Origin of the sequence: Rhodococcus sp. ACS1 (genome assembly GCF_002300155.1) — a bacterium.
Taxonomy (GTDB): Bacteria; Actinomycetota; Actinomycetes; order Mycobacteriales; family Mycobacteriaceae; genus Rhodococcus_F; species Rhodococcus_F koreensis.
In genome coordinates, this window is record NZ_NSDZ01000010.1 from 269,707 (window position 1) to 288,404 (window position 18,698).

The window sequence follows — 18,698 nt, forward strand, 5'->3', positions numbered from 1 at the left end:
CCGTATGAGTACCATCGAACAGATGCCCGTCGATACCGAACCCGGTGGTGGCGACAAGATCCCGCTGATCGAACTGAAACACGTCGGCAAGCAGTACGGCAACATCATCGCCCTGCAGGACATCAACCTGCGCGTGAAGGCCGGGGAGGTCACCGGTGTGCTCGGCGACAACGGGGCCGGCAAGTCCACCCTGATCAAGATCATGGCCGGGCTGCACCAGCAGAGCGAGGGTGAGCTGCTCGTCGACGGTGAAGCCCTCACGTTCGGCTCCCCGAAGGAGGCCCTGTCCAAGGGCATCGCCACCGTGTACCAGGACCTGGCGGTGGTATCGCTGATGCCGGTGTGGCGCAACTTCTTCCTCGGCCAGGAACTGCGGAAGGGACCGCTCAAGACCCTCGACGCGAACGGTATGCGTGCCACCACGATGTCCGAGTTGTCGAAGATGGGCATCGAGCTGCCCGACGTCGACGCCCCCATCGGCTCGCTCTCCGGCGGTCAGCGCCAGTGCGTGGCGATCGCCCGGGCGATCTTCTTCGGCGCCCGCGTCCTGATCCTCGACGAGCCCACCGCCGCCCTCGGTGTCAAACAGTCCGGGATGGTGCTGCGCTACATCTCCGCCGCCAAGGAACAGGGCTTCGGGGTCGTGTTCATCACCCACAACCCGCACCACGCCTACATGGTCGGTGACCACTTCGTGCTCCTCAACCGCGGCCGGCAGAAACTGGACTGCACCTTCGACGAGATCAGCCTCGAAGAACTCACCCAGCAGATGGCCGGCGGCGACGAACTCGAAGCACTCACCCACGAACTCCGGCGCTAGGAACCGACACGACGATGCGCCCGGCACACGTGCCGGGCGCATCGTTCGTTTCCGAGTGGATCAGACCTTCGCGTTCGCTTTGGTCTTCGTGAGCGCGACGTCCTCCTTGTCGAGGTCGAGCAGCGGGGTGCGGGAGTTCTCCTTGGCGGTGGAGGCGGACGCCGCGGCGATGAGTGCGCAGACGGCGGTGAAGATCGCCACCGGCACCCAGTTCTTGGGGTCGCCGCCGCGGAGGGCCTGGGCGATGGTCGGTGCGAAACCGGCCAGAGCGAAACCGAGCTGAGTGCCGATCGCCATGCCGGAGTAGCGAACCCGTGAGGAGAACATCTCGGCGTAGAACGCGGGCCAGATGGCGTTGGTCCCGGCGTAGACGCCACCCATCAGCAGGATGCCCGCCAGGAAGATCATCGTGACGTTGCCGGTGCCGATCGCGGCGAAGTACAGGAAGATTCCGGCGGCCGAACCGATTGCGCCGCCGATGAACACAGGCTTGCGGCCGATGCGGTCGGACAGGATGCCGAACAGCGGCTGCGAGACGAGGGCCACCGTGTTGGCGGCGATCGCGACCCACAGCATGGTGGTGCGGCTCATCCCGATCTCCGGGGTGGTGGCGTATGCGAGGCCGAACACGGAGAACACGGTGCTGACGACGGCGATGAAGGCGCAGAAGACGACGCGCAGAACGTCGCGCCAGTGCGTGCGGAAGAGGTCGACGACGGGCAGCGGGGCGGGCGCCTCGTCCAGCGCCTCCTTGTTGGCGATGAAGATCTCGGGCTCTTCGAGCTTGCGACGCACGATGTAGGCGACGACGAGGACGAGCAGGCTGCACCAGAACGGGACGCGCCAGCCCCAGCTGTAGAGGGTCTCGTCGGGCAGTGCGGCGACGGGGATGAACGCGAGACTCGCGACGATGAAGCCGGCCTGGGTGCCGGTGAGCGTCCAGCTGCAGAAGAAGCCGCGACGGTGAGCGGGGGAGTGCTCGAGGGTGAGTGAGCCCGCACCCGACTGTTCGCCGGCCGCGGAGACGCCCTGGCAGATGCGCAGGAGCACCAGCAGCACCGGGCCGACCATCCCGGCCTGCTCGGACGACGGGAGGCAGCCGATCAGGAACGTGACGACGCCCATGAGCACCAGGCAGAACATCATCACCTTCTTGCGCCCGGCCCGGTCGCCGAAGTGTCCGACGAACACGGCACCGATGGGGCGTGCGACGTAGGAGATGCCGAACGTGGCCAGCGACAGCAGCAGCGGGTTCTTCGATCCCTCGAAGAACACGTGCGGGAACACCAGCGCGGCAGCCGAGGCGAAGATGTAGAAGTCGTAGTACTCGAGCAGGCTGCCGAAGAAGGCGGCCTTCGCGGCCTTCTTCGCGTTGGTGGGATCAGCGTTGGGGTCGACGGAGGAGCGGCCTTTGCCGTCACCATTTCGACCGGAGACGCCGGTGCCGTAGTCGATGGTCATCGATACTCCTGGGGAGCGAGGAATGTGAACACTGGCGGCTCGAACGAGCAGGTGTTCGTAGGTCGTATAAGCAAGGTAACCCAGGTCACAGCCTCGAGTCAATAATGGTCGAAATAGTTAGTTCATACTTTTCCCGGCTGCTGCAGGTAGGCCAGGACGACGTCGCCGATCATTGCGCGCAGGTGGGGGCGGTTCTCCGCGCCGGTGAGATCCCAGTCGAACAGCGCCTTGAACGTGTACCGATTCGCCACCCGGAAGACGCAGTACGAGCTGATGAGCATGTGGATGTCGAGCGCCGTCGTGTCGGTGCGGAAGATGCCCGCGTCCTGCCCCCGCTGGAGGATCCGATCGAGCGTGCGGATCGCCGGCGCCTGCGTCTCGGGGAGGCCCTCGGCCTGGACGAGGTTGACGCCGCGATTGGTGTTCTCGATCGCGACGAGGCGGATGAAATCGGGGTGCGCCTCGTGATGGTCGAACGTCAGCTCGGCGAGTGCCCGGATCGCCTCGGCCGGCTCGAGGTGGTCGACGTCGAGTTGGGACTCCTCGTAGCGAATCTCCTCGTAGGCGCGCTGCAGGACCGCCCGGTACAGGCCGTCCTTGTCGCCGAAGTAGTAGTAGAGCATCCGTTTCGTGGTGGCGGTCTTCGCCGCGATCTCGTCGATGCGGGCCCCGGTCAGGCCCTTGTCGGCGAACTCCGTCATCGCCACCCGCAGGATGTTCTCCCGGGTCTTCTCGGGATTGCGCGTGCGCTTGGCCGCCTGCTTCTCGGGGATGGCGCCCGTGGTCTCGCTTCGTGTCATTCCTGGAACTCCTGCCTGTGCTGTCTTCCGCGCGGTATGGAGGTATGCTACCGTGACATAACTCACTAGATAGTTAATTAGTTCTCGCCCTCTCCCGGAAGTGATCCCCATGACCTCTCGTGACCTCGATGCCCCCACCGCCCGCCCGTCCTACCTGTGCGGTCTGATCGGCACCGGGATCTCGAAATCGCTGACCCCGCCGCTGCACGAGGCAGAGGGTCGCGCGCAGGGTCTCGGGTACGTCTACCGGATCCTCGACCTCGACACGCTGGGCATGGGTGTCGAGGGACTGCCGCGGCTCCTCGGCGCCGCCAAGCTCCTCGGATTCAACGGGCTCAACATCACGCATCCCTGCAAGCAGGCGATCATTCCGCTGCTCGACGACCTGTCCGACGACGCCCGCAAACTCGGCGCGGTCAACACGGTCCACATCGACGGCGGGCGCCTGATCGGCCACAACACCGACTGGTCCGGATTTGCGCGCAACATGGACGAGGGCCTCGAAGGCGCGCCGATGAACCGCGTCGTGCAACTCGGGGCGGGCGGGGCCGGAGCGGCCGTCGCCTACGCAGCCCTCACCCGGGGCGTCGGACACTTCACGATCATCGACGCCGACGCCACGCGCTCGACGGCTCTGCGCGACTCGCTCGCCGAACTGTTCCCGGACCGGGAGATCCAGGCAGGCGACCTCGCCGCCGTTCCCGCCGCGGTCGGTGCGGCCCAGGGTCTCATCCACGCGACGCCGATCGGCATGGCGGCACACCCCGGCATGGCACTCGACGCCGCACTGCTGCGCCCCGACCTGTGGGTCGCGGATGTCGTCTACCGTCCGGCCGAGACCGAACTCCTCCGCCGCGCCCGTGAAATCGGCGCCCGGACGCTGAGCGGAATCGGCATGACCATCGGTCAGGCCGTCGACTCCTTCCGGATCTTCACCGGCCTCGAACCGGACGCCCAGCGGATGTGTGAGTACATGGGTCTGCTGTTGGAAGCGGAGGACGCCGCCGCGCTCGCGGGCGCGTAAGGCCCGCGTCTGCCACACGGCGGCGCAGACTGTCACGGTGAGGTTATTGCTGCTCGCCGACACTCATGTCCCGAAACGGGCGCGAGACCTGCCCGCCCGGGTGTGGGACGAGGTCGACCGCGCCGACGTGGTGATCCACGCCGGCGACTGGGTCGATCTCCCCACGTTCGAGGCGCTGCGCTCACGCTCGGCGCGACTCGTGGCGTGCTGGGGCAACAACGACGGCGACGACCTGCGGGCCCTGATGCCGGAGCGAGCCGACGTGACCCTGGACGGTGTGCGCATCACCGTCGTGCACGAGACCGGGGCCGCCGCTGGCAGGGAGAAACGGATGTCGGCCGCCTTCCCGGACACCGACGTCCTGGTCTTCGGGCACAGCCACATTCCCTGGGACACCACCACGGAAACCGGTCTGCGACTGCTGAACCCGGGATCGCCGACCGATCGGCGGCGTCAGCCGCACTGCACGTACCTGACCGCCACCGTGCGCGACGGGGAACTCGGCGACGTGGAGTTGCACCGGTTGTGACCGGCCCCGGACGCACATCGGCGAGCAGGCCCGGAGCCTGCTCGCCGATGTGCGTGCGCTGAAAGCCGCTGGATCAGACCCGCTCGAACACCGCGGCCAGTCCCTGACCGCCGCCGATGCACATCGTCTCGAGCCCGTAGCGGGATTCGCGACGGTCCATCTCCCGCAGGAGGGTGGCGAGGATGCGACCGCCGGTGGCTCCGACGGGGTGCCCGAGCGAGATGCCGGACCCGTTGGGGTTGAGGCGTTCGTCGGTGGGGTCGAGGTCCCAGCTGCGGAGGACGGCGAGGGTCTGCGCGGCGAAGGCCTCGTTCAGTTCGATGACACCCAGGTCGGACAGTGACAGTCCGAGCTGACCGAGCGCCTTCTCCGTGGCGGGCACCGGGCCGATGCCCATGGTGCGCGGCGGGACCCCGGCCACGGCCCACGACGCCATCCGGGCGAGGGGCTTCAGTCCCAGTTCCTTCGCCTTCTCGGCGGTCGTCACGATGCACACGGCGGCGCCGTCGTTCTGTCCGCTGGCGTTGCCGGCGGTGACGGTGGAGGCGGAGTCGATCTTGGAGCGGATGGCGCGAAGCTTGGACAGCGACTCCACCGTGGTGTCGGCGCGCGGGTGCTCGTCCTTGTCGACGACGAGCGGGTCCGACTTGCGTTGCGGTACCGTCACTCCGACGATCTCCTCGGCGAAGCGCCCCGATTCCTGCGCGGCGACGGCCCGCTGGTGCGACTGCACGGCGAGCGCGTCCTGGTCCTCACGGCTGATGTCGAACTCGGCGCGCAGGTTTTCGGCGGTCTCGATCATGCCGCCGGGCACGGGGAAGTTCGCGCCGCCGGCGGTGACGCGGGCGCGGGCGAGCCGGTCGGCGAGTTGCACCCCTTCGCCCTTGACGCCCCAGCGGATGTTGGGGTTGGTGTAGAACTCGGCCTGGCTCATGGATTCGGCGCCGCCGGCGAGCACGAGGTCGTTGCCGCCGGACGCCACCTGCAGCACGGCGGTGATGACGGCCTGCAGACCGGATCCGCAGCGGCGATCCACCTGCATGCCGGGGACGTCGATGCCGAGTCCGGCGTCGAGGGCGGCGATCCGGCCGAGGGCCGGGGCCTCTCCGCCCGGGGACGCCTGACCGAGGATGACGTCGTCGATCTGGCTGCCGTCGATGCCGGTGCGTTCGACGAGCGCCGTGATGACGGTGGCGGCGAGGCTCTGGGGAGTGATGTCCTTGAACACTCCGCCGAACCGCCCGACCGGCGTCCGGAGGGGCTCGCAGATGACGACGTCACGCATGGAAAGGCCTTTCGTGAAGATTCCTCGCCACCGTCAACGGTTGACGGTGGCGAGGTCCTGTTCGATGTCGGTTGCGGTGACCCGCAGCGACGGGATGAGATCGGAATGCAGATCCTCGAGGCTGTACCGCGCGGCCGGCGTGGAGATGTTCACCGCGGCGACGGTGAGCCCGGAGGCGTTGCGGATCGGTGCGGCCATCGACCGCAGGCCCGCCTCGAGTTCCTGGTCGAGAACACAGATGCCGTCCGCGCGGACCGCGAGAATCGCGGCCTTCAGCTCGTCGCGGGCCGTGATCGTGCGCTCGGTGAGCCGCTGGATGTCGAGCTTCTCGAGGTACGCGTCGAGTTCGTCGTCGGGCAGTCCCGCCAGCAGGACCCGTCCCATCGAGGTGGCGTACGCGGGCAGCCGGGTGCCGATGGTGATGCCCACCGTCATGATCCGGCTGACGGGCACGCGGGCGACGTACACGATGTCGGCGCCGTCGAGGATCGACACCGACGACGACTCGTGGACCTTGTGGCTCAACTTCTCGAGGTGCGGCTGCGCGACCTCCGGCAGTGACAGGCTCGACAGGTAGCTGTACCCGAGTTCGAGGACCCGCGGGGTGAGCCAGAATGCGGAACCGTCCGTGGCCACGTAGCCGAGTTCGACGAGGGTGAGCAGGAACCGGCGCGCGGTGGCGCGGGTCAGGTCGGTGGCGCGGGCGACGTCGCTGAGCGTGCGCCGCTGATTCTGGTGATCGAAGCAGCGGATCACGGCCAGGCCCCGGGCCAGCGATTGCACGTAGTCGGGGGACGGGAGGATCTTCTCCGTCGGTTCGGTGGCTGTCATGTCTGCGAATCCTCCACTGTCGGCTCGGCGGCCAGGTCGGCGAGGGCCTGCTTGCCGAGGGCGAACCCGAGATTGCTGTTGGGCACTCCCGCGTAGACGGCGGTGTGGAGGAGCACTTCGCCGATGGTGTCGGCGTCGACGCCCGCGCGGAGGGCGGCCCGGATGTGCATGTCGAGTTCGTGCTCGTTGCCGACCGCGGTGAGGACGGCGATCGTGAGCAGCCGGCGCAGTTCGTGGTCCAGCCCGGGGCGCGACCAGATGTCGCCCCACGCGGTGCGGGTGATGAAGTCCTGGAACGGTGCCGTGAAGTCGGTGGTCCCCGCGACGGAGCGGTCCACGTGGGCGTCGCCGAGCACCGAGCGGCGCACGGTCATGCCCTGTGCGTGCGCGGCGCGTCGTCCGCGCGCGTATCCGCCGCCGGCGATGTGTTCGCGCAGCAGCGCCGTGACGGCGCCCGCCTGCTCGAGGTTCGCGACGTGGGCGGCGGGGGAGAGCACCTCGAACCGGGCGCCGGTGATGCCGTCCGCGAGGACCTGCATGACCGACGGCGGGGTGGACGGATCCTCCTCGCCCGCGATCACCAGTGTCGGTGCGCTGATCCGGGCGAGGTCGGCGGTGAAGTCCCAGTCGGCGAGGGCGTCGCAGCACGCGGCGTATCCCTCGGGCGACGTCGACGCGATCATGTCGCGGTAGTGCCGGACGAATTCGGGGTCCCGCTTGGCCAGGCCCTCACTGAACCAGCGTGCGACGACGGCATCGGCGAGCGATTCGGGGCCCTCGGCGCGCGACGCGGCGGCCCGTTCGATCCATCCCTGCGGTTCGCCGAACTTCGCGGCGGTGCACAGCAGCGACAGCGACAGCACCCGCCGCGGGGTGTGCGCGCCGAGCCACTGGGCGATCGCGCCGCCCATGGACAGTCCGACGAAGTGGGCGGCGTCGACTCCGAGGGCGTCGAGTAGGGCGAGAACATCCTCGGACAGTTCGCGGACGGAGTACGGCCCGTCCGGTGCGGGCGACTCGCCGTGGCCCCGCTGATCGACGGCGACGACCCGGCATTCGTCGGACAGCGCCGCGATCTGCGGGTCCCACATGGACCGGTTGGAGCCGAGCGATCCGAGCAGGACGACGACGGGGGCGTCGGCCGCGCCGCTGCGGGGTCCGGAGATTTCGTGTGCAAGTGCGACTGTCATCGCGTTCCTTCCCGGCCGCGGGCCACTGTGTCCAGTGCGCGGTCGACGATGTCGTGGGCGTGGCCGAGGTACCCGGCAGGGTCGAGCAGGGCGCGGATCTCGTCCGCAGGCAGGTATTCGAGGAGCCCCGGATCCTCGTCGAGTCGGTGCCCGCTCCGGCAGGCGGCGGTGACGAGGTCCCGCGCGTTGTCGGTGTGGGCGGACAGGGCTCCGGTGACCCGTTCCGCGAGGAGCAGGCCGCCGGTGATGTCGAGGTTGCGGGCCATCGCGTCGGGGTGGACGTTCAGTCCGCCGAGCGAGTCGGCGATCCGCGCGACGGCGCCACCGGTGAGGCGCAGCAGGTCCGTGAGCGTTTCCCACTCGGCATGCCAGGGGCCGGCGGCGCGCTGCTGCTCGTGATCCATCGAGCCGAGGATCGTCGCGACGAGTCCCGGGGTGCGGCGGGCCGCGGCGCGGGCGGTGATCGCGGCCACCGGATTGCGTTTGTGCGGCATGGCCGAAGAACCGCCGGGCGACCCTTCGCTGACCTCGGCGACCTCGGTGGACGACAGGAACACGAGGTCGGTGGCGATCTTCGACACCGCGCCCGCGGCCGTTCCGAGCGCCGACGCGAGCAGTGCGATGCGGGTGCGGTCGGTGTGCCAGGGCACGTCCTGGCGTGCGAGTCCGAGTTCGTCGGCGAGGATGTCGGCGACGTCGAGGCCGTGCGGGTAGAGCGCGGCGGACGTTCCGGCCGCGCCGCCCAATTGCACGGGAAGGCCGTCGAGTGCGTCGAACAGTGCGCGAGAAGCCCTGTGCAGTGCGGTCATCCACCCGGCGGCGAGGACGCCGAACGTGGTGGGCAAGGCCTGCTGGCCCAGGGTGCGGCCGGCGATCGGGGTGCCGCGCTGGGCCCGCGAGAGGGCCTCGGCGCACAGCACCGCCTCGTCGAGGGACGCCAGTACGTGCGCGCCCGACCGGCGGCACAGCAGCATCAGGGCCGTGTCGAGAATGTCCTGACTCGTGGCGCCCTTGTGCACGTGGCCTCCGGGCACCCCGGCCTCGGTGGCCGCGACCTCGCTGCGGAGCAGTTTCACCAGCGGGATCACCGGATTGCCACCCGCGGCCGCCGCGTCGCCGAGGGCCCCGACGTCCACGGAGCCGTCGGCGACGATTCGCGCGAACACGGAGGAGATCGCGTCGGCGGACGCGGCGGGGATGACGCCGCACTTCGCCTCCGCCCGGGCCAGTGCCCCCTCGACCTCGACCATCGCGGTGACCCACGCCCGGTCGGAGAGCAGCGCCGACAACTCGCCGGCACCGAACGTCGGATCGAACAGGGCACCCCGGGAGGTCTCCGGAGAGTTCACACGCGACACCTTTCTGGGTTTGCGGCCGATTACAGGGCGAAGAACGGGGTTTCCCGTCCGTCCGTGTCCTGCACGTGAATCGTCAGGTGGTATCCGCGATCGGTCTTCTCCGCGATCAGCTTGGGGCGGTCGGCTTCCGGGACGGCGGCGAGCACGGGGTCCGATGCGTGGGCGTCCGTATCCTCCGGGAAGTAGAGGCGCGTGTACAGGCGCTCGAGCATGCCGCGGGCGAAGAGCCCGACGTTGATGTGCGGGGCCTCGACTGCGCCGTCCTCGGCGGGGAGAGTGCCCGGCTTGACGGTGTGCACCACGATCGTGCCGCTCTCGTCGGCGAACACGCGTGCCAGGCTGCGGAATCCGGCGGGAGTCGCCTCGGCGGCACCGCGGGGATCGGCAGGACTGTCGAACCGCCCCGCGGCATCTGCCTGCCAGGTTTCGATCATCGCGTCGCCGATGGGCTGACCGGCGCCGTCGATGACGTTGAAGGACACGTCGATTCGTCCGGGAGCATCCTCGGGGACGGCGTCGCCGCTGTTCTCCCACGTGGGGAACAGGCCGATGTGGACGTACGGGCCGACGGTCTGGGACGGGGTGACGCCGAACGGCACCTCGTCCTGGCTCTTGGCGAAGACCGGGTAGCGCGGGGCGTCCGGGTTCTGGGTGTCGATCATCAGTGGCCCTCCGTCTTGTTGAACGGCGTGTCCTCGAACGGGGTGGCGTCCTGGCCGCGCAGGACGATGTCGAACTTGAATCCGACGGCCCAGTTCTCGCGGGTCTGGTCGTAGTCGAACGTGCTGATCATCCGCTCGCGCGCCGCTTCGGGCACCGAGTTGTAGATCGGGTCCTGGAAGAAGAACGGATCGTCCGGGAAGTACATCTGCGTGACCAGGCGCTGGGTGAACGCCTGACCGAAGAGGGAGAAGTGGATGTGTGCGGGCCGCCACGCGTTGTGGTGGTTGCCCCACGGGTACGCGCCGGGCTTGATCGTCGTGAACTCGTAGTGGCCCTGCTTGTCGGTCAGGCAGCGCGCGACACCGTTGAAGTGGGGGTCGAGCGGCGCGGGCCAGGAGTCGTTCTTGTGGCGGTAGCGGCCGCCGGCGTTGGCCTGCCACACCTCGAGGAGGGTGTCGGGGATGGGCTTCCCGGCGCTGTCGAGGACCCGGCCGTGGACGATGATCCGCTGACCCTGGGCCTCGCCGCCGTTGGCGCGGGTCATGTCGTTCTCACCCTTGGTGACGTCGGCGTCGCCGAAGACCGGACCGGTGATCTCGCCGAGTCGCTGCGGGATCAGGATCAGGTCGTTCTTGGGGCTGCGCAGCCGAGTCGTCTTGTACTCGGGGAACAGCAGCGGGGCATTGGCTTCGTGCCCGGCTTGGTAGTGGGCTGGCAGATGCAGCATGGAAGAAGATCCTCACGTTCTCGATGTGAACAGTCGGCCGCTATTCGCACATAGTAGTCGCGTTCTGTGATGGGGCCAATAGGCGGGGCGCAATTTGTTCGCAATGTGGATGGGTGTTCACTACTCGAACATTTTGCGGTAGCCTGGGTCACATGGTCAACAAAGTCTTCGCAACGGCGGCCGAGGCCGTTGCCGACGTCCCCGACGGAGCGTCCCTCGCAGTGGGTGGCTTCGGCCTCGTCGGTATCCCCTCGGTCCTCATCGACGCCCTCCTCGCACAGGGTGCGACCGACCTCGAGACGGTCAGCAACAACTGCGGCACCGACGGTTTCGGTCTGGGTCTGCTCCTCGAGCAGCACCGGATCCGGCGCACGATCAGCTCGTACGTCGGCGCCAACAAGGAATTCGCGCGGCAGTACCTCAGCGGAGAGCTGGAGGTCGAGCTCACCCCGCAGGGCACGCTGGCCGAACGCATGCGCGCCGGGGGAGCGGGCATCCCCGCCTTCTACACCCCCGCCGGTGTCGGAACGCAGGTCGCCGACGGCGGTCTGCCGATCCGCTACGACGGCAAGGGCGGCATCGCGGTCGCCAGCAAGCCCAAGGAGACGCGCGAGTTCGACGGGGAGGCCTTCGTTCTCGAACGCGCCATCCGCACCGACTTCGCGCTGGTCCACGCGTGGAAGGGCGACCGGCTCGGCAACCTCGTGTACCGGGAGACGGCCCGCAACTTCAACCCCGACGCCGCGGGCGCCGGTCGCATCACCATCGCGCAGGTCGAACACCTCGTCGAGCCCGGCGAGATCGACCCCGCCGAGGTGCACACCCCCGGCATCTTCGTCCAGCGTGTGGTCGAGGTCGGCAAGCAGGAAACGGGAATCGAGAACAGGACGGTGCGGGCATGAGCTGGACGCGTGACGAGATGGCGGCCCGGGTCGCAGCCGAACTCGAGGACGGGCAGTACGTCAACCTCGGCATCGGCATGCCGACCCTGATCCCCGGCCACATCCCGGCCGGCAAGGACGTCATCCTGCACTCGGAGAACGGCATCCTCGGCGTCGGGCCGTACCCGACCGAGGACGAGGTCGACCCCGAGCTGATCAACGCGGGCAAGGAGACCATCACCGTGGTCGCCGGCGGCGCGTTCTTCTCCTCCTCCGACTCCTTCTCGATGATCCGCGGCGGCAGCGTCGACGTGGCCGTGCTCGGCGCCATGCAGGTCAGCAGCCACGGCGACCTGTCCAACTGGATGGTCCCCGGCGCCATGGTCAAGGGCATGGGCGGCGCGATGGACCTCGTCCACGGCGCAGGCAAGGTCATCGTGATGATGGACCACGTCACCAAGAAGGGTGAGCACAAGATCCTCGAGGAGTGCACGCTGCCGTACACCGGCAAGCGCTGCGTCCAGAAGATCGTCACCGATCTCGCCGTCATCGACGTCACCCCCGACGGCCTGCGGCTCGTCGAGACCGCACCCGGCCACAGTGTCGAGGACGTCCAGGCGGCCACCGGCGCGAAACTCCTGGTCGACGCCACCGTCTAGAAGGTCCGACCTAGAAGGTCCGACCGGCCGCCGCCCGACACGAACCGCGGGTGGCGGCCGGTCGTTCCCGCCCACAGCGATGGCAGGCCCGTACCCTCTGGGCATGGGTGTGAGCGTGCGGGCCGCGACCAAATCCGACATCCCCGAACTGGCGCGGGTCCTCGCCGACGCGTTCTTCGACGACCCCGTGATGGTGTGGATGTGGCCGGATCCGGAGCGCAGGCGGCGTGGTCTGCCGAGGCTGTTCTCGGTGGAGATCGGCCATCACCACCTCGCCGGGGGCGGGGCCGAACTGGCCGAAGACGGCGACGGTGTGATCCGCGGGGCCGCCATGTGGGATCCGCCGGGCGGCTGGAAGGAGTCGACTTTGTCGTCGCTCCTCAGTCTGCCGGGGCTGGTCCGCGCGTTCGGCACCCGGCTGGGCGTCGGGGCCGCGGTGAGCGGAACCGTCGAAGACGCGCACCCGGTGGACCCCGAGCACTGGTACCTGGCGACGATCGGGACGTCGAGCACGGGGCGGGGTGGCGGCTACGGGACGGCGTTGTTGCGGTCGCGGCTCGACCGGTGTGATGCCGACGGCATCCCGGCGTACCTGGAGTCGAGCAAGAAGGACAACATTTCGTACTACCAGCGGTTCGGCTTCGACGTCACCGGTGAGATCCGGATCCCGGACGGCGGGCCGACACTGTGGGCGATGTGGCGGGAACCCGTCCGCGTGAACCCTTAGGCTAAGCTCGGCAAGCCTTACCTAAGTGGATCGGAAACCTGGTAGACGAGAGGGTCGCCGCATGAACGTGGGACAACAGAGGATCGGCGTCAGCCGACGCGGATTCCTCCTGGGTACCGGGGGAGCGCTGCTCGCGTTCGCCGCGGCCTGCAGCAGCTCGGACGGCGAAGGCGGCGGCAACGAGCCCACGGGCCCCATCGTCGCCCACAAGTACGGCGAAACCCAGGTGCCGACGGACCCGCAGCGCATCGTCAGCGTCGGCTACAACGACCAGGACACGATCCTCGCGCTCGGTGGCCCGCTGGCAGGCACGTTCGACTGGTACGGCGACTACCCCTACGGCGTGTGGCCGTGGGCGCAGGACCTCCTCGGCGACGCGAAGCCGGAGATCGTCGGCACGGCGTCCACCAACATCGACTTCGAGAAGGTCGCCGCGGTCGCACCGGACCTGGTGGTCGGCACCTACTCCGGCCTCACCCAGGCCCAGTACGACAAGCTCAGCGCCATCGCGCCGACGATCGCGCAGCCCAAGGAGTTCGCCGACTACGGCGTCCCGTGGCAGGACCAGACGCGGATTCTCGGCGACGCACTCGGCAAGAAGGACAAGGCCGCCGAACTCGTGTCCGGCGTCGAGACGCAGTTCGCCGACGTCCGGGCCGCCAACCCGGCGTTCGCGGGAAAGACCGTCCTCGTCGGTGCGCTCAAGGGGCCGGGACAGTTCGGTGTGTACGGCCCGGAGGACCCGAAGGTCCGCTTCTTCACCGAACTCGGTTTCGTGAACCCCCCTGTGACGGAACAGATCACCGGCAACTTCGCGGAAATCAGCACGGAACAGCTGTCGCTGGCGAACGTCGACCTCCTCGTCTGGTACGCGGGCGGCGGCTACGGCGACAAGCTGCGCGCGGAACTCGACAAGACGCCGATCTATCAGGAACTCGACGTGGTGAAGGCCGGCCGCACGATCACGCTCGAGGACGACGCCGCCGAGGCGATGGCGTGGAGCACCGTACTGAGCCTGCCGTACGCACTGAACGAGATCCCGCCGCGGGTCGCGCCCCTGCTCGCCTGAGACGCGGATGTGTGACGGGGTGAGCCCGATTCGTGATACCAACGACTCGTGACCGCCATTCCTGAACTCCACGCCGGAACTCCTTTCGACGACCTCGACGACTATCTCGCGCTCGGTCGCGTCGGCGGCCTCGCGCTGTCGGCGGACGGGCGAAGGCTCGTCGTCGCGCAGTCGACGCTCGACGAGAAGTCGACGAAGTACGTCACCGCGCTGTGGGAGATCGATCCCACCGGCGAGTTCGCGGCGCGCAGGCTCACCCGCGGCCGCACCGGGGAGTCCAACGCGACGTTCACCAGTGACGGCGACCTGCTCTTCACGTCTTCCCGGCCGACGCAGGACGAGGACGACCTTCCCGACGACCTGTGGCGCCTGCCCGCGCGGGGCGGCGAGGCCGTGATCGTCGCGCGACGCGGCGGCGGCATCACCGGTGTGCGTGCGGCCCGGTGCGCGCCGCGTTTCGTCGTCACCACGGGCGTTCTGGGGAGATCCGGCGAGTCCGCCGACGACGAGCGGGTGCGCGCCGAGCGCAAGGAGAAGAAGGTCTCGGCGATCCTGCACACGGGCTACCCGATCCGCTACTGGGACCACGATCTCGGTCCCGACGTGCCCCACCTGCTGTCCGCCCCGCTGGACGCGCTCGCGGAGAACGGGCAGGAGCCGCAGCTCACCGACCTCACACCGATGCCGGGTCCGGCGCTGCGGGAGGCGGACTACGCGCTGAGCGACGACGGCGCGTTCGTCGTGACGTCGTGGACGGTTCCCGGCCCGCTGGCGTCGATCCGGAACATCCTGGTGCGCGTCGACACCGAGACGGGGGCGCGCACCGTCCTCGTCGACGACGGCGACGCCGACCTGTCGGACCCGGTGATCTCCCCGGACGGACGGCACGTCGTGTTCACGCGGGAATCGCATGCGGCACCCGACTCCGCGCCGCGATTCACGCTGCACCGGTACAGCTTCGACACCGGCACCGTCACGGACGTGGCGCCCGGATGGGACCGGTGGGCCACGTCCGTGGCCTGGTTGTCCGATGGCTCGGGTCTCCTCGTGACCGCCGACGACCGCGGGCGCGCACCGATCTTCCTCCTCCGCGACGGCGCGGACCCCACGCCGGTCACGACCGACGACTCCGCCTACACCGACCTGCAGGTCGCTCCGGACGGGTCGACGGTGTTCGCGCTGCGGGCGTCGTACGCGGCGCCGCCGCACCCGGTGCGCATCGACATCACCACCGGCGCCGTGTCGCTGCTGAAGGCGCCCGCGGACCTCCCCGAACTCCCGGGCACGCTGACGGAGGTCGAGACGGTCGCCGCGGACGGCGCGGCGGTGCGCGCGTGGCTCGCGGTGCCGACCGGCGCCTCTGCCCACGCGCCGGTGCCGCTCGCGCTGTGGGTGCACGGCGGCCCCCTGGGTTCGTGGAACACCTGGTCGTGGCGGTGGAACCCGTGGCTTCTGGTGGCGCGGGGATACGCCGTGCTGCTGCCGGATCCGGCCCTGTCCACCGGCTACGGGCAGGCGTTCGTCGAACGCGGCTGGGGGAAGTGGGGCAAGGCGCCGTACACCGACCTCATGTCGATCACCGACGCCGCGGTGGCGCTGCCCGAGATCGACGAGAAGCGCACCGCGGCGATGGGCGGATCGTTCGGCGGATACATGGCCAACTGGATCGCCGGGCACACCGACCGGTTCAAGGCGATCGTCACCCACGCGAGCCTGTGGGCGCTGGACCAGTTCGGCCCCACCACCGACGCCGCCTGGTACTGGCAGCGGGAGATGACTCCCGAGATGGCGGTGGAGAACTCACCGCACCTGTACGTCGCGGACATCGTGACACCGATGCTGGTCATCCACGGCGACAAGGACTTTCGCGTCCCGATCGGTGACGGGTTGCGGCTGTGGTTCGAGCTGCTGTCCGAGTCGGGGTTGCCCGCGGACGACGACGGGGTCACCGACCACCGCTTCCTCTACTTCCCCGACGAGAACCACTGGATCCTCACCCCGCAGAACGCGAAGGTCTGGTACCAGGTGGTGCTGTCGTTCCTCTCGGAGCACGTGCGGGGCGAGGACGTCGCGCTGCCCGAGATCCTGGGCAAGTAGGCGTCAGCAGGTAGGGCGGGGGCAGGGGCCGCGCCGGGCGGAGTCACGCCCGCCTCTCGCGGCCCCGGTCGAACTCCTTGCCGCCCCACACCCCGGACTGAGCGGTCGCCCTGGCGAAGAGCTCACAGCGGATCCGCAGCGCGCAGTGCCGGCACACGTCACGCGCGTACGCGAAATCCTCTGTCGGGAAAGGGAACCACCGGTCCGGCTCGGGGTCGTTGCGGCACGCGGCGTCGACCCATCCGGCGGGATCGTCGGAGACGGGCAGCAGTGTGGACAGGGTCGTGTCCAGGACGTCGGTCATCGGGATATCTCCCCTTTCCGGGAGAACTCGGTCGGTGGAGGCGGAATACCCGGGGATCTCGCGGCTACACCGCCGCGAGATCCCGCCAGATCTGCCGTTGCGCCTTTTCGATGTGCCGCGGCGCCTTCGGCTCCCACAGGAGCGGCATCCCTGCCTCCTCCGGTGTGCGATCGGCCTTCCTCTGGTTACAGGGGGCGCAGCACGCCACCCGCGAACGTCGCGCGACTGCTGTCGGTCACCAGCACGGAGTGCTGGACGTAGACGTACCGCAGCAGACGGATGGTCTGCGGCAGGCTGATCTCGACGTGCTGCGACCGGATCGGGAACGGCGGCTCCCGATCGGCGACCGTCTCGGCCGCGCCGACACCGATCAGCACTACTGCGCGTTCCGCGGGAATCTCACAGAGCGCCTCATATGTGACGTTGAGGACCAGCACGGCCGCGCGTGACCAGTTGTAGGCGTCGAGGGTGGTCGAGGGCGGGTTACGGGATACGTACCTCACGGGTGTTCTCGGTTCTGTCGTCGGTTCGTGGCGGTGGAGGCACGCCGGGCGACGGTCGTCGATTTCTGCGTGTCAGGCGGAGCGCTGGGTCTTCGCGGCGGGCATGATCCCGCGTTCGCCTTGCCGGCAGGCCGGGAAGGAAGGGGCGTTGCCCGGGTGTGACGGGCGCAACGCGACTGCGTGGGCAGCAGGCGGTGCGCGCATGGCTACTTCCTTCCTCGAGTCGACGTGTGCACCGATCGGAACACGTCGAGCATGGCACACCGCTGCGCCCGCGTCCTGGCATTTTTCGCGCCGTGGGACCCGCGAACAGGGGACCTTCGAATCGGACAAGGATGCGCGACACGTCCGATGGATGCGGTGAAGTGGCCGTTCAATCGCTACGGTGTTCGATACGTACCCCGAATGAAGGAGACATCGTGGCACTTCCCCAGCTCACTGACGAACAGCGGGCAGCAGCTCTCGAGAAGGCCGCCGCCGCTCGTAAGGCACGCGCAGAGCTCAAGGACAAGCTCAAGTCCGGTGACATCACCCTCAAGCAGGTCCTTTCCAAGGCTGATGTCGACGACATCATCGGAAAGACCAAGGTCAGCGCCATCCTGGAGGCCCTGCCGAAGATCGGCAAGGTCAAGGCCCAGGAGATCATGGCCAATCTGGAGATCGCGCCCACCCGCCGCCTCCGTGGCCTCGGCGACCGTCAGCGCGACGCCCTGCTGGCGCACTTCAGCTGACACGTTTCCCGGGTGCCCGTCCCACACCGTCCGGCGTCGGGGTGGGCACCCGGATGCGTTTCCCTCATTGTTCCGATCGAGTGCAATCTAAGGGTTGCACAAGGAACCGCCGATGTGCAACCGTGGGGTAGCACATTGTCGAGAGGTGAGGATGATCATGAGCGTTGCGGATACGTCCCAGGACAGGATCGAGCGCGAGATCCAGATCGACGCCCCCATCGAGCGGGTGTTCCGGCTGGTGAGTGAACCCGGCTGGTTCATCGGCGACGGAGATCCCGGCAAGACCACCACCACACGCGAAGGCGACGTCTTCGTCGTGGAGTTCCCCCCGTACGGACGCTTCCCGATTCTTCCCGTCAAGTCCGACGCACCCCACTACGTCTCGTTCCGCGGCGGAGACGATCCCGCGCGGCCCCTCGGGGAGGGCACGTCCACCCTGGTCGAATTCTTCCTGTCCGAGCGGGACGGTGGCACCCTCCTGCGCGTCGTCGAGTCCGGATTCGCCGCCCTGTACCCGAGCGTCGAGCGTCGCGCGTCCGCTATCGAGGGCAATGTCGAAGGCTGGGAGATTCAACTCGCGTTCGCCAAGCGGGACGCCGAAAGAGGCCGGGGCGAATAGCGCGGCAGCTGATGTGTCGACCTCGCTGACCACAGTCGGGGGTTGCGGTCAGCGAGGTCGGTGTCCCGCCGGTTCCGGCAGGCACGCCCGGATAGTCGTCGGGTCAGCGCATTTCGTTACCACCGGCGCGCCGTCGCCGTGTCGCCGCCGATCGGCGGGGGTTTCGATGCATACTCGACATTCTCGAGTGGTTGCCGCATCGGATGCGGCAGACGAACCGGAGGAATCCCTTGAACGACCACCACGTGCAGCTCTTCTCCGAGCTGCACAGCACCGCAGGATCCCAGGCAGGCGGAGAAGACGCCGGCGAGGCGCTACGTCCCGTCGACCCGGAACACCGCACCGCCACCGAAGTGCACCGCGCGCTGTTCAGCGACCAGTAGCGGGGCCGCACGGTAGCCCCGTCGTGGGTCGTCCGCG

Annotated in this window: 21 protein-coding genes and 1 pseudogene; 11 read left to right on the forward strand and 11 right to left on the reverse strand. The window is 68.6% G+C overall.

Going from position 1 to position 18,698, the window contains the following annotated elements; genetic code table 11:
• Window positions 1-4 precede the first annotated feature (4 nt).
• The gene (locus tag CJ179_RS39535) at window positions 5-820 is read left to right on the forward strand and encodes an ATP-binding cassette domain-containing protein (RefSeq protein WP_072951781.1); all 816 of its coding nucleotides are present in this window, start codon (window positions 5-7) and stop codon (window positions 818-820) included.
• A gap of 60 nt (window positions 821-880) precedes the next feature.
• Here CJ179_RS39535 and CJ179_RS39540 read toward each other — a convergent pair whose 3' ends face one another.
• The gene (locus tag CJ179_RS39540; protein WP_095865151.1) at window positions 881-2,281 is read right to left on the reverse strand and encodes an MFS transporter; all 1,401 of its coding nucleotides are present in this window, start codon (window positions 2,279-2,281) and stop codon (window positions 881-883) included.
• A 122-nt stretch (window positions 2,282-2,403) separates the two neighbouring features.
• Entirely contained in the window at window positions 2,404-3,081 is a 678-nt protein-coding gene (locus tag CJ179_RS39545; protein ID WP_072946549.1) for a TetR family transcriptional regulator, read from the reverse strand.
• A gap of 109 nt (window positions 3,082-3,190) precedes the next feature.
• Here CJ179_RS39545 and CJ179_RS39550 point away from each other — a divergent pair, with 109 nt between their 5' ends.
• Window positions 3,191-4,105, forward strand: a complete 915-nt coding sequence (locus tag CJ179_RS39550) for a shikimate dehydrogenase (protein ID WP_095865152.1) — start codon at window positions 3,191-3,193, stop codon at window positions 4,103-4,105.
• 37 nt (window positions 4,106-4,142) lie between these two features.
• Window positions 4,143-4,634 (forward strand): metallophosphoesterase, encoded by a 492-nt coding sequence (locus CJ179_RS39555; protein WP_072946551.1) that lies wholly within the window; start codon window positions 4,143-4,145, stop codon window positions 4,632-4,634.
• A 73-nt stretch (window positions 4,635-4,707) separates the two neighbouring features.
• Here the strand turns inward: CJ179_RS39555 and CJ179_RS39560 are convergent, their stop codons facing one another.
• The 6 genes from CJ179_RS39560 to pcaH are packed head-to-tail and all read right to left on the reverse strand — an operon-like array spanning window position 4,708 to window position 10,688.
• Window positions 4,708-5,919, reverse strand: coding sequence for an acetyl-CoA C-acetyltransferase (locus tag CJ179_RS39560; RefSeq protein ID WP_072946552.1), 1,212 nt, complete (start codon window positions 5,917-5,919; stop codon window positions 4,708-4,710).
• Between the two features lie 33 nt (window positions 5,920-5,952).
• Entirely contained in the window at window positions 5,953-6,750 is a 798-nt protein-coding gene (locus CJ179_RS39565) for an IclR family transcriptional regulator (RefSeq protein ID WP_072946553.1), read from the reverse strand.
• Window positions 6,747-7,940, reverse strand: coding sequence for a 3-oxoadipate enol-lactonase (gene pcaD / locus CJ179_RS39570; protein ID WP_095865153.1), 1,194 nt, complete (start codon window positions 7,938-7,940; stop codon window positions 6,747-6,749). Before pcaD ends, CJ179_RS39565 begins: the two co-directional genes overlap by 4 nt.
• Window positions 7,937-9,289 (reverse strand): 3-carboxy-cis,cis-muconate cycloisomerase, encoded by a 1,353-nt coding sequence (pcaB, locus tag CJ179_RS39575; protein ID WP_095865154.1) that lies wholly within the window; start codon window positions 9,287-9,289, stop codon window positions 7,937-7,939. Before pcaB ends, pcaD begins: the two co-directional genes overlap by 4 nt.
• Before the next feature lie 29 nt (window positions 9,290-9,318).
• On the reverse strand, window positions 9,319-9,960 hold the full coding sequence (gene pcaG, locus CJ179_RS39580; protein ID WP_072946556.1) for a protocatechuate 3,4-dioxygenase subunit alpha: 642 nt from the start codon (window positions 9,958-9,960) through the stop codon (window positions 9,319-9,321).
• Window positions 9,960-10,688 carry a protocatechuate 3,4-dioxygenase subunit beta gene (gene pcaH / locus CJ179_RS39585; protein WP_072946557.1) on the reverse strand — a complete coding sequence of 243 codons (729 nt, stop codon included), beginning with the start codon at window positions 10,686-10,688 and terminating at the stop codon, window positions 9,960-9,962. Before pcaH ends, pcaG begins: the two co-directional genes overlap by 1 nt.
• Window positions 10,689-10,840: 152 nt before the next feature.
• Here pcaH and CJ179_RS39590 point away from each other — a divergent pair, with 152 nt between their 5' ends.
• From CJ179_RS39590 to CJ179_RS39610, 5 genes are all read left to right on the forward strand, one after another.
• Complete coding sequence (locus CJ179_RS39590; RefSeq protein WP_087559495.1) at window positions 10,841-11,590, forward strand: CoA transferase subunit A; 750 nt, start codon at window positions 10,841-10,843, stop codon at window positions 11,588-11,590.
• On the forward strand, window positions 11,587-12,228 hold the full coding sequence (locus tag CJ179_RS39595) for a 3-oxoacid CoA-transferase subunit B (protein ID WP_072946559.1): 642 nt from the start codon (window positions 11,587-11,589) through the stop codon (window positions 12,226-12,228). The genes CJ179_RS39590 and CJ179_RS39595 overlap by 4 nt, the downstream gene beginning before the upstream one ends.
• Window positions 12,229-12,331: 103 nt before the next feature.
• Window positions 12,332-12,955 (forward strand): GNAT family N-acetyltransferase, encoded by a 624-nt coding sequence (locus CJ179_RS39600; RefSeq protein WP_095865155.1) that lies wholly within the window; start codon window positions 12,332-12,334, stop codon window positions 12,953-12,955.
• Between the two features lie 61 nt (window positions 12,956-13,016).
• On the forward strand, window positions 13,017-14,024 hold the full coding sequence (locus CJ179_RS39605; protein ID WP_072946561.1) for an iron-siderophore ABC transporter substrate-binding protein: 1,008 nt from the start codon (window positions 13,017-13,019) through the stop codon (window positions 14,022-14,024).
• Window positions 14,025-14,072: 48 nt separating this feature from the next.
• On the forward strand, window positions 14,073-16,121 hold the full coding sequence (locus CJ179_RS39610; protein ID WP_095865156.1) for a prolyl oligopeptidase family serine peptidase: 2,049 nt from the start codon (window positions 14,073-14,075) through the stop codon (window positions 16,119-16,121).
• 43 nt (window positions 16,122-16,164) lie between these two features.
• Here the strand turns inward: CJ179_RS39610 and CJ179_RS39615 are convergent, their stop codons facing one another.
• The 3 genes and pseudogenes from CJ179_RS39615 to CJ179_RS53435 form a co-directional block, all read right to left on the reverse strand.
• Entirely contained in the window at window positions 16,165-16,425 is a 261-nt protein-coding gene (locus tag CJ179_RS39615) for a WhiB family transcriptional regulator (protein WP_072946563.1), read from the reverse strand.
• 64 nt (window positions 16,426-16,489) lie between these two features.
• Window positions 16,490-16,928 (reverse strand): annotated as a pseudogene (locus tag CJ179_RS39620) (HNH endonuclease).
• 72 nt (window positions 16,929-17,000) lie between these two features.
• Entirely contained in the window at window positions 17,001-17,132 is a 132-nt protein-coding gene (locus tag CJ179_RS53435) for a hypothetical protein (RefSeq protein ID WP_257016020.1), read from the reverse strand.
• A gap of 215 nt (window positions 17,133-17,347) precedes the next feature.
• Between CJ179_RS53435 and mihF the strand changes: the two genes are divergently transcribed.
• The 3 genes from mihF (at window position 17,348) to CJ179_RS53440 (ending at window position 18,661) form a co-directional block, all read left to right on the forward strand.
• Entirely contained in the window at window positions 17,348-17,659 is a 312-nt protein-coding gene (gene mihF, locus CJ179_RS39625) for an integration host factor, actinobacterial type (RefSeq protein WP_005248100.1), read from the forward strand.
• A 151-nt stretch (window positions 17,660-17,810) separates the two neighbouring features.
• Window positions 17,811-18,278, forward strand: a complete 468-nt coding sequence (locus tag CJ179_RS39630) for an SRPBCC family protein (RefSeq protein WP_095865157.1) — start codon at window positions 17,811-17,813, stop codon at window positions 18,276-18,278.
• Window positions 18,279-18,508: 230 nt separating this feature from the next.
• Entirely contained in the window at window positions 18,509-18,661 is a 153-nt protein-coding gene (locus tag CJ179_RS53440; protein WP_009474026.1) for a hypothetical protein, read from the forward strand.
• Window positions 18,662-18,698 lie beyond the last annotated feature (37 nt).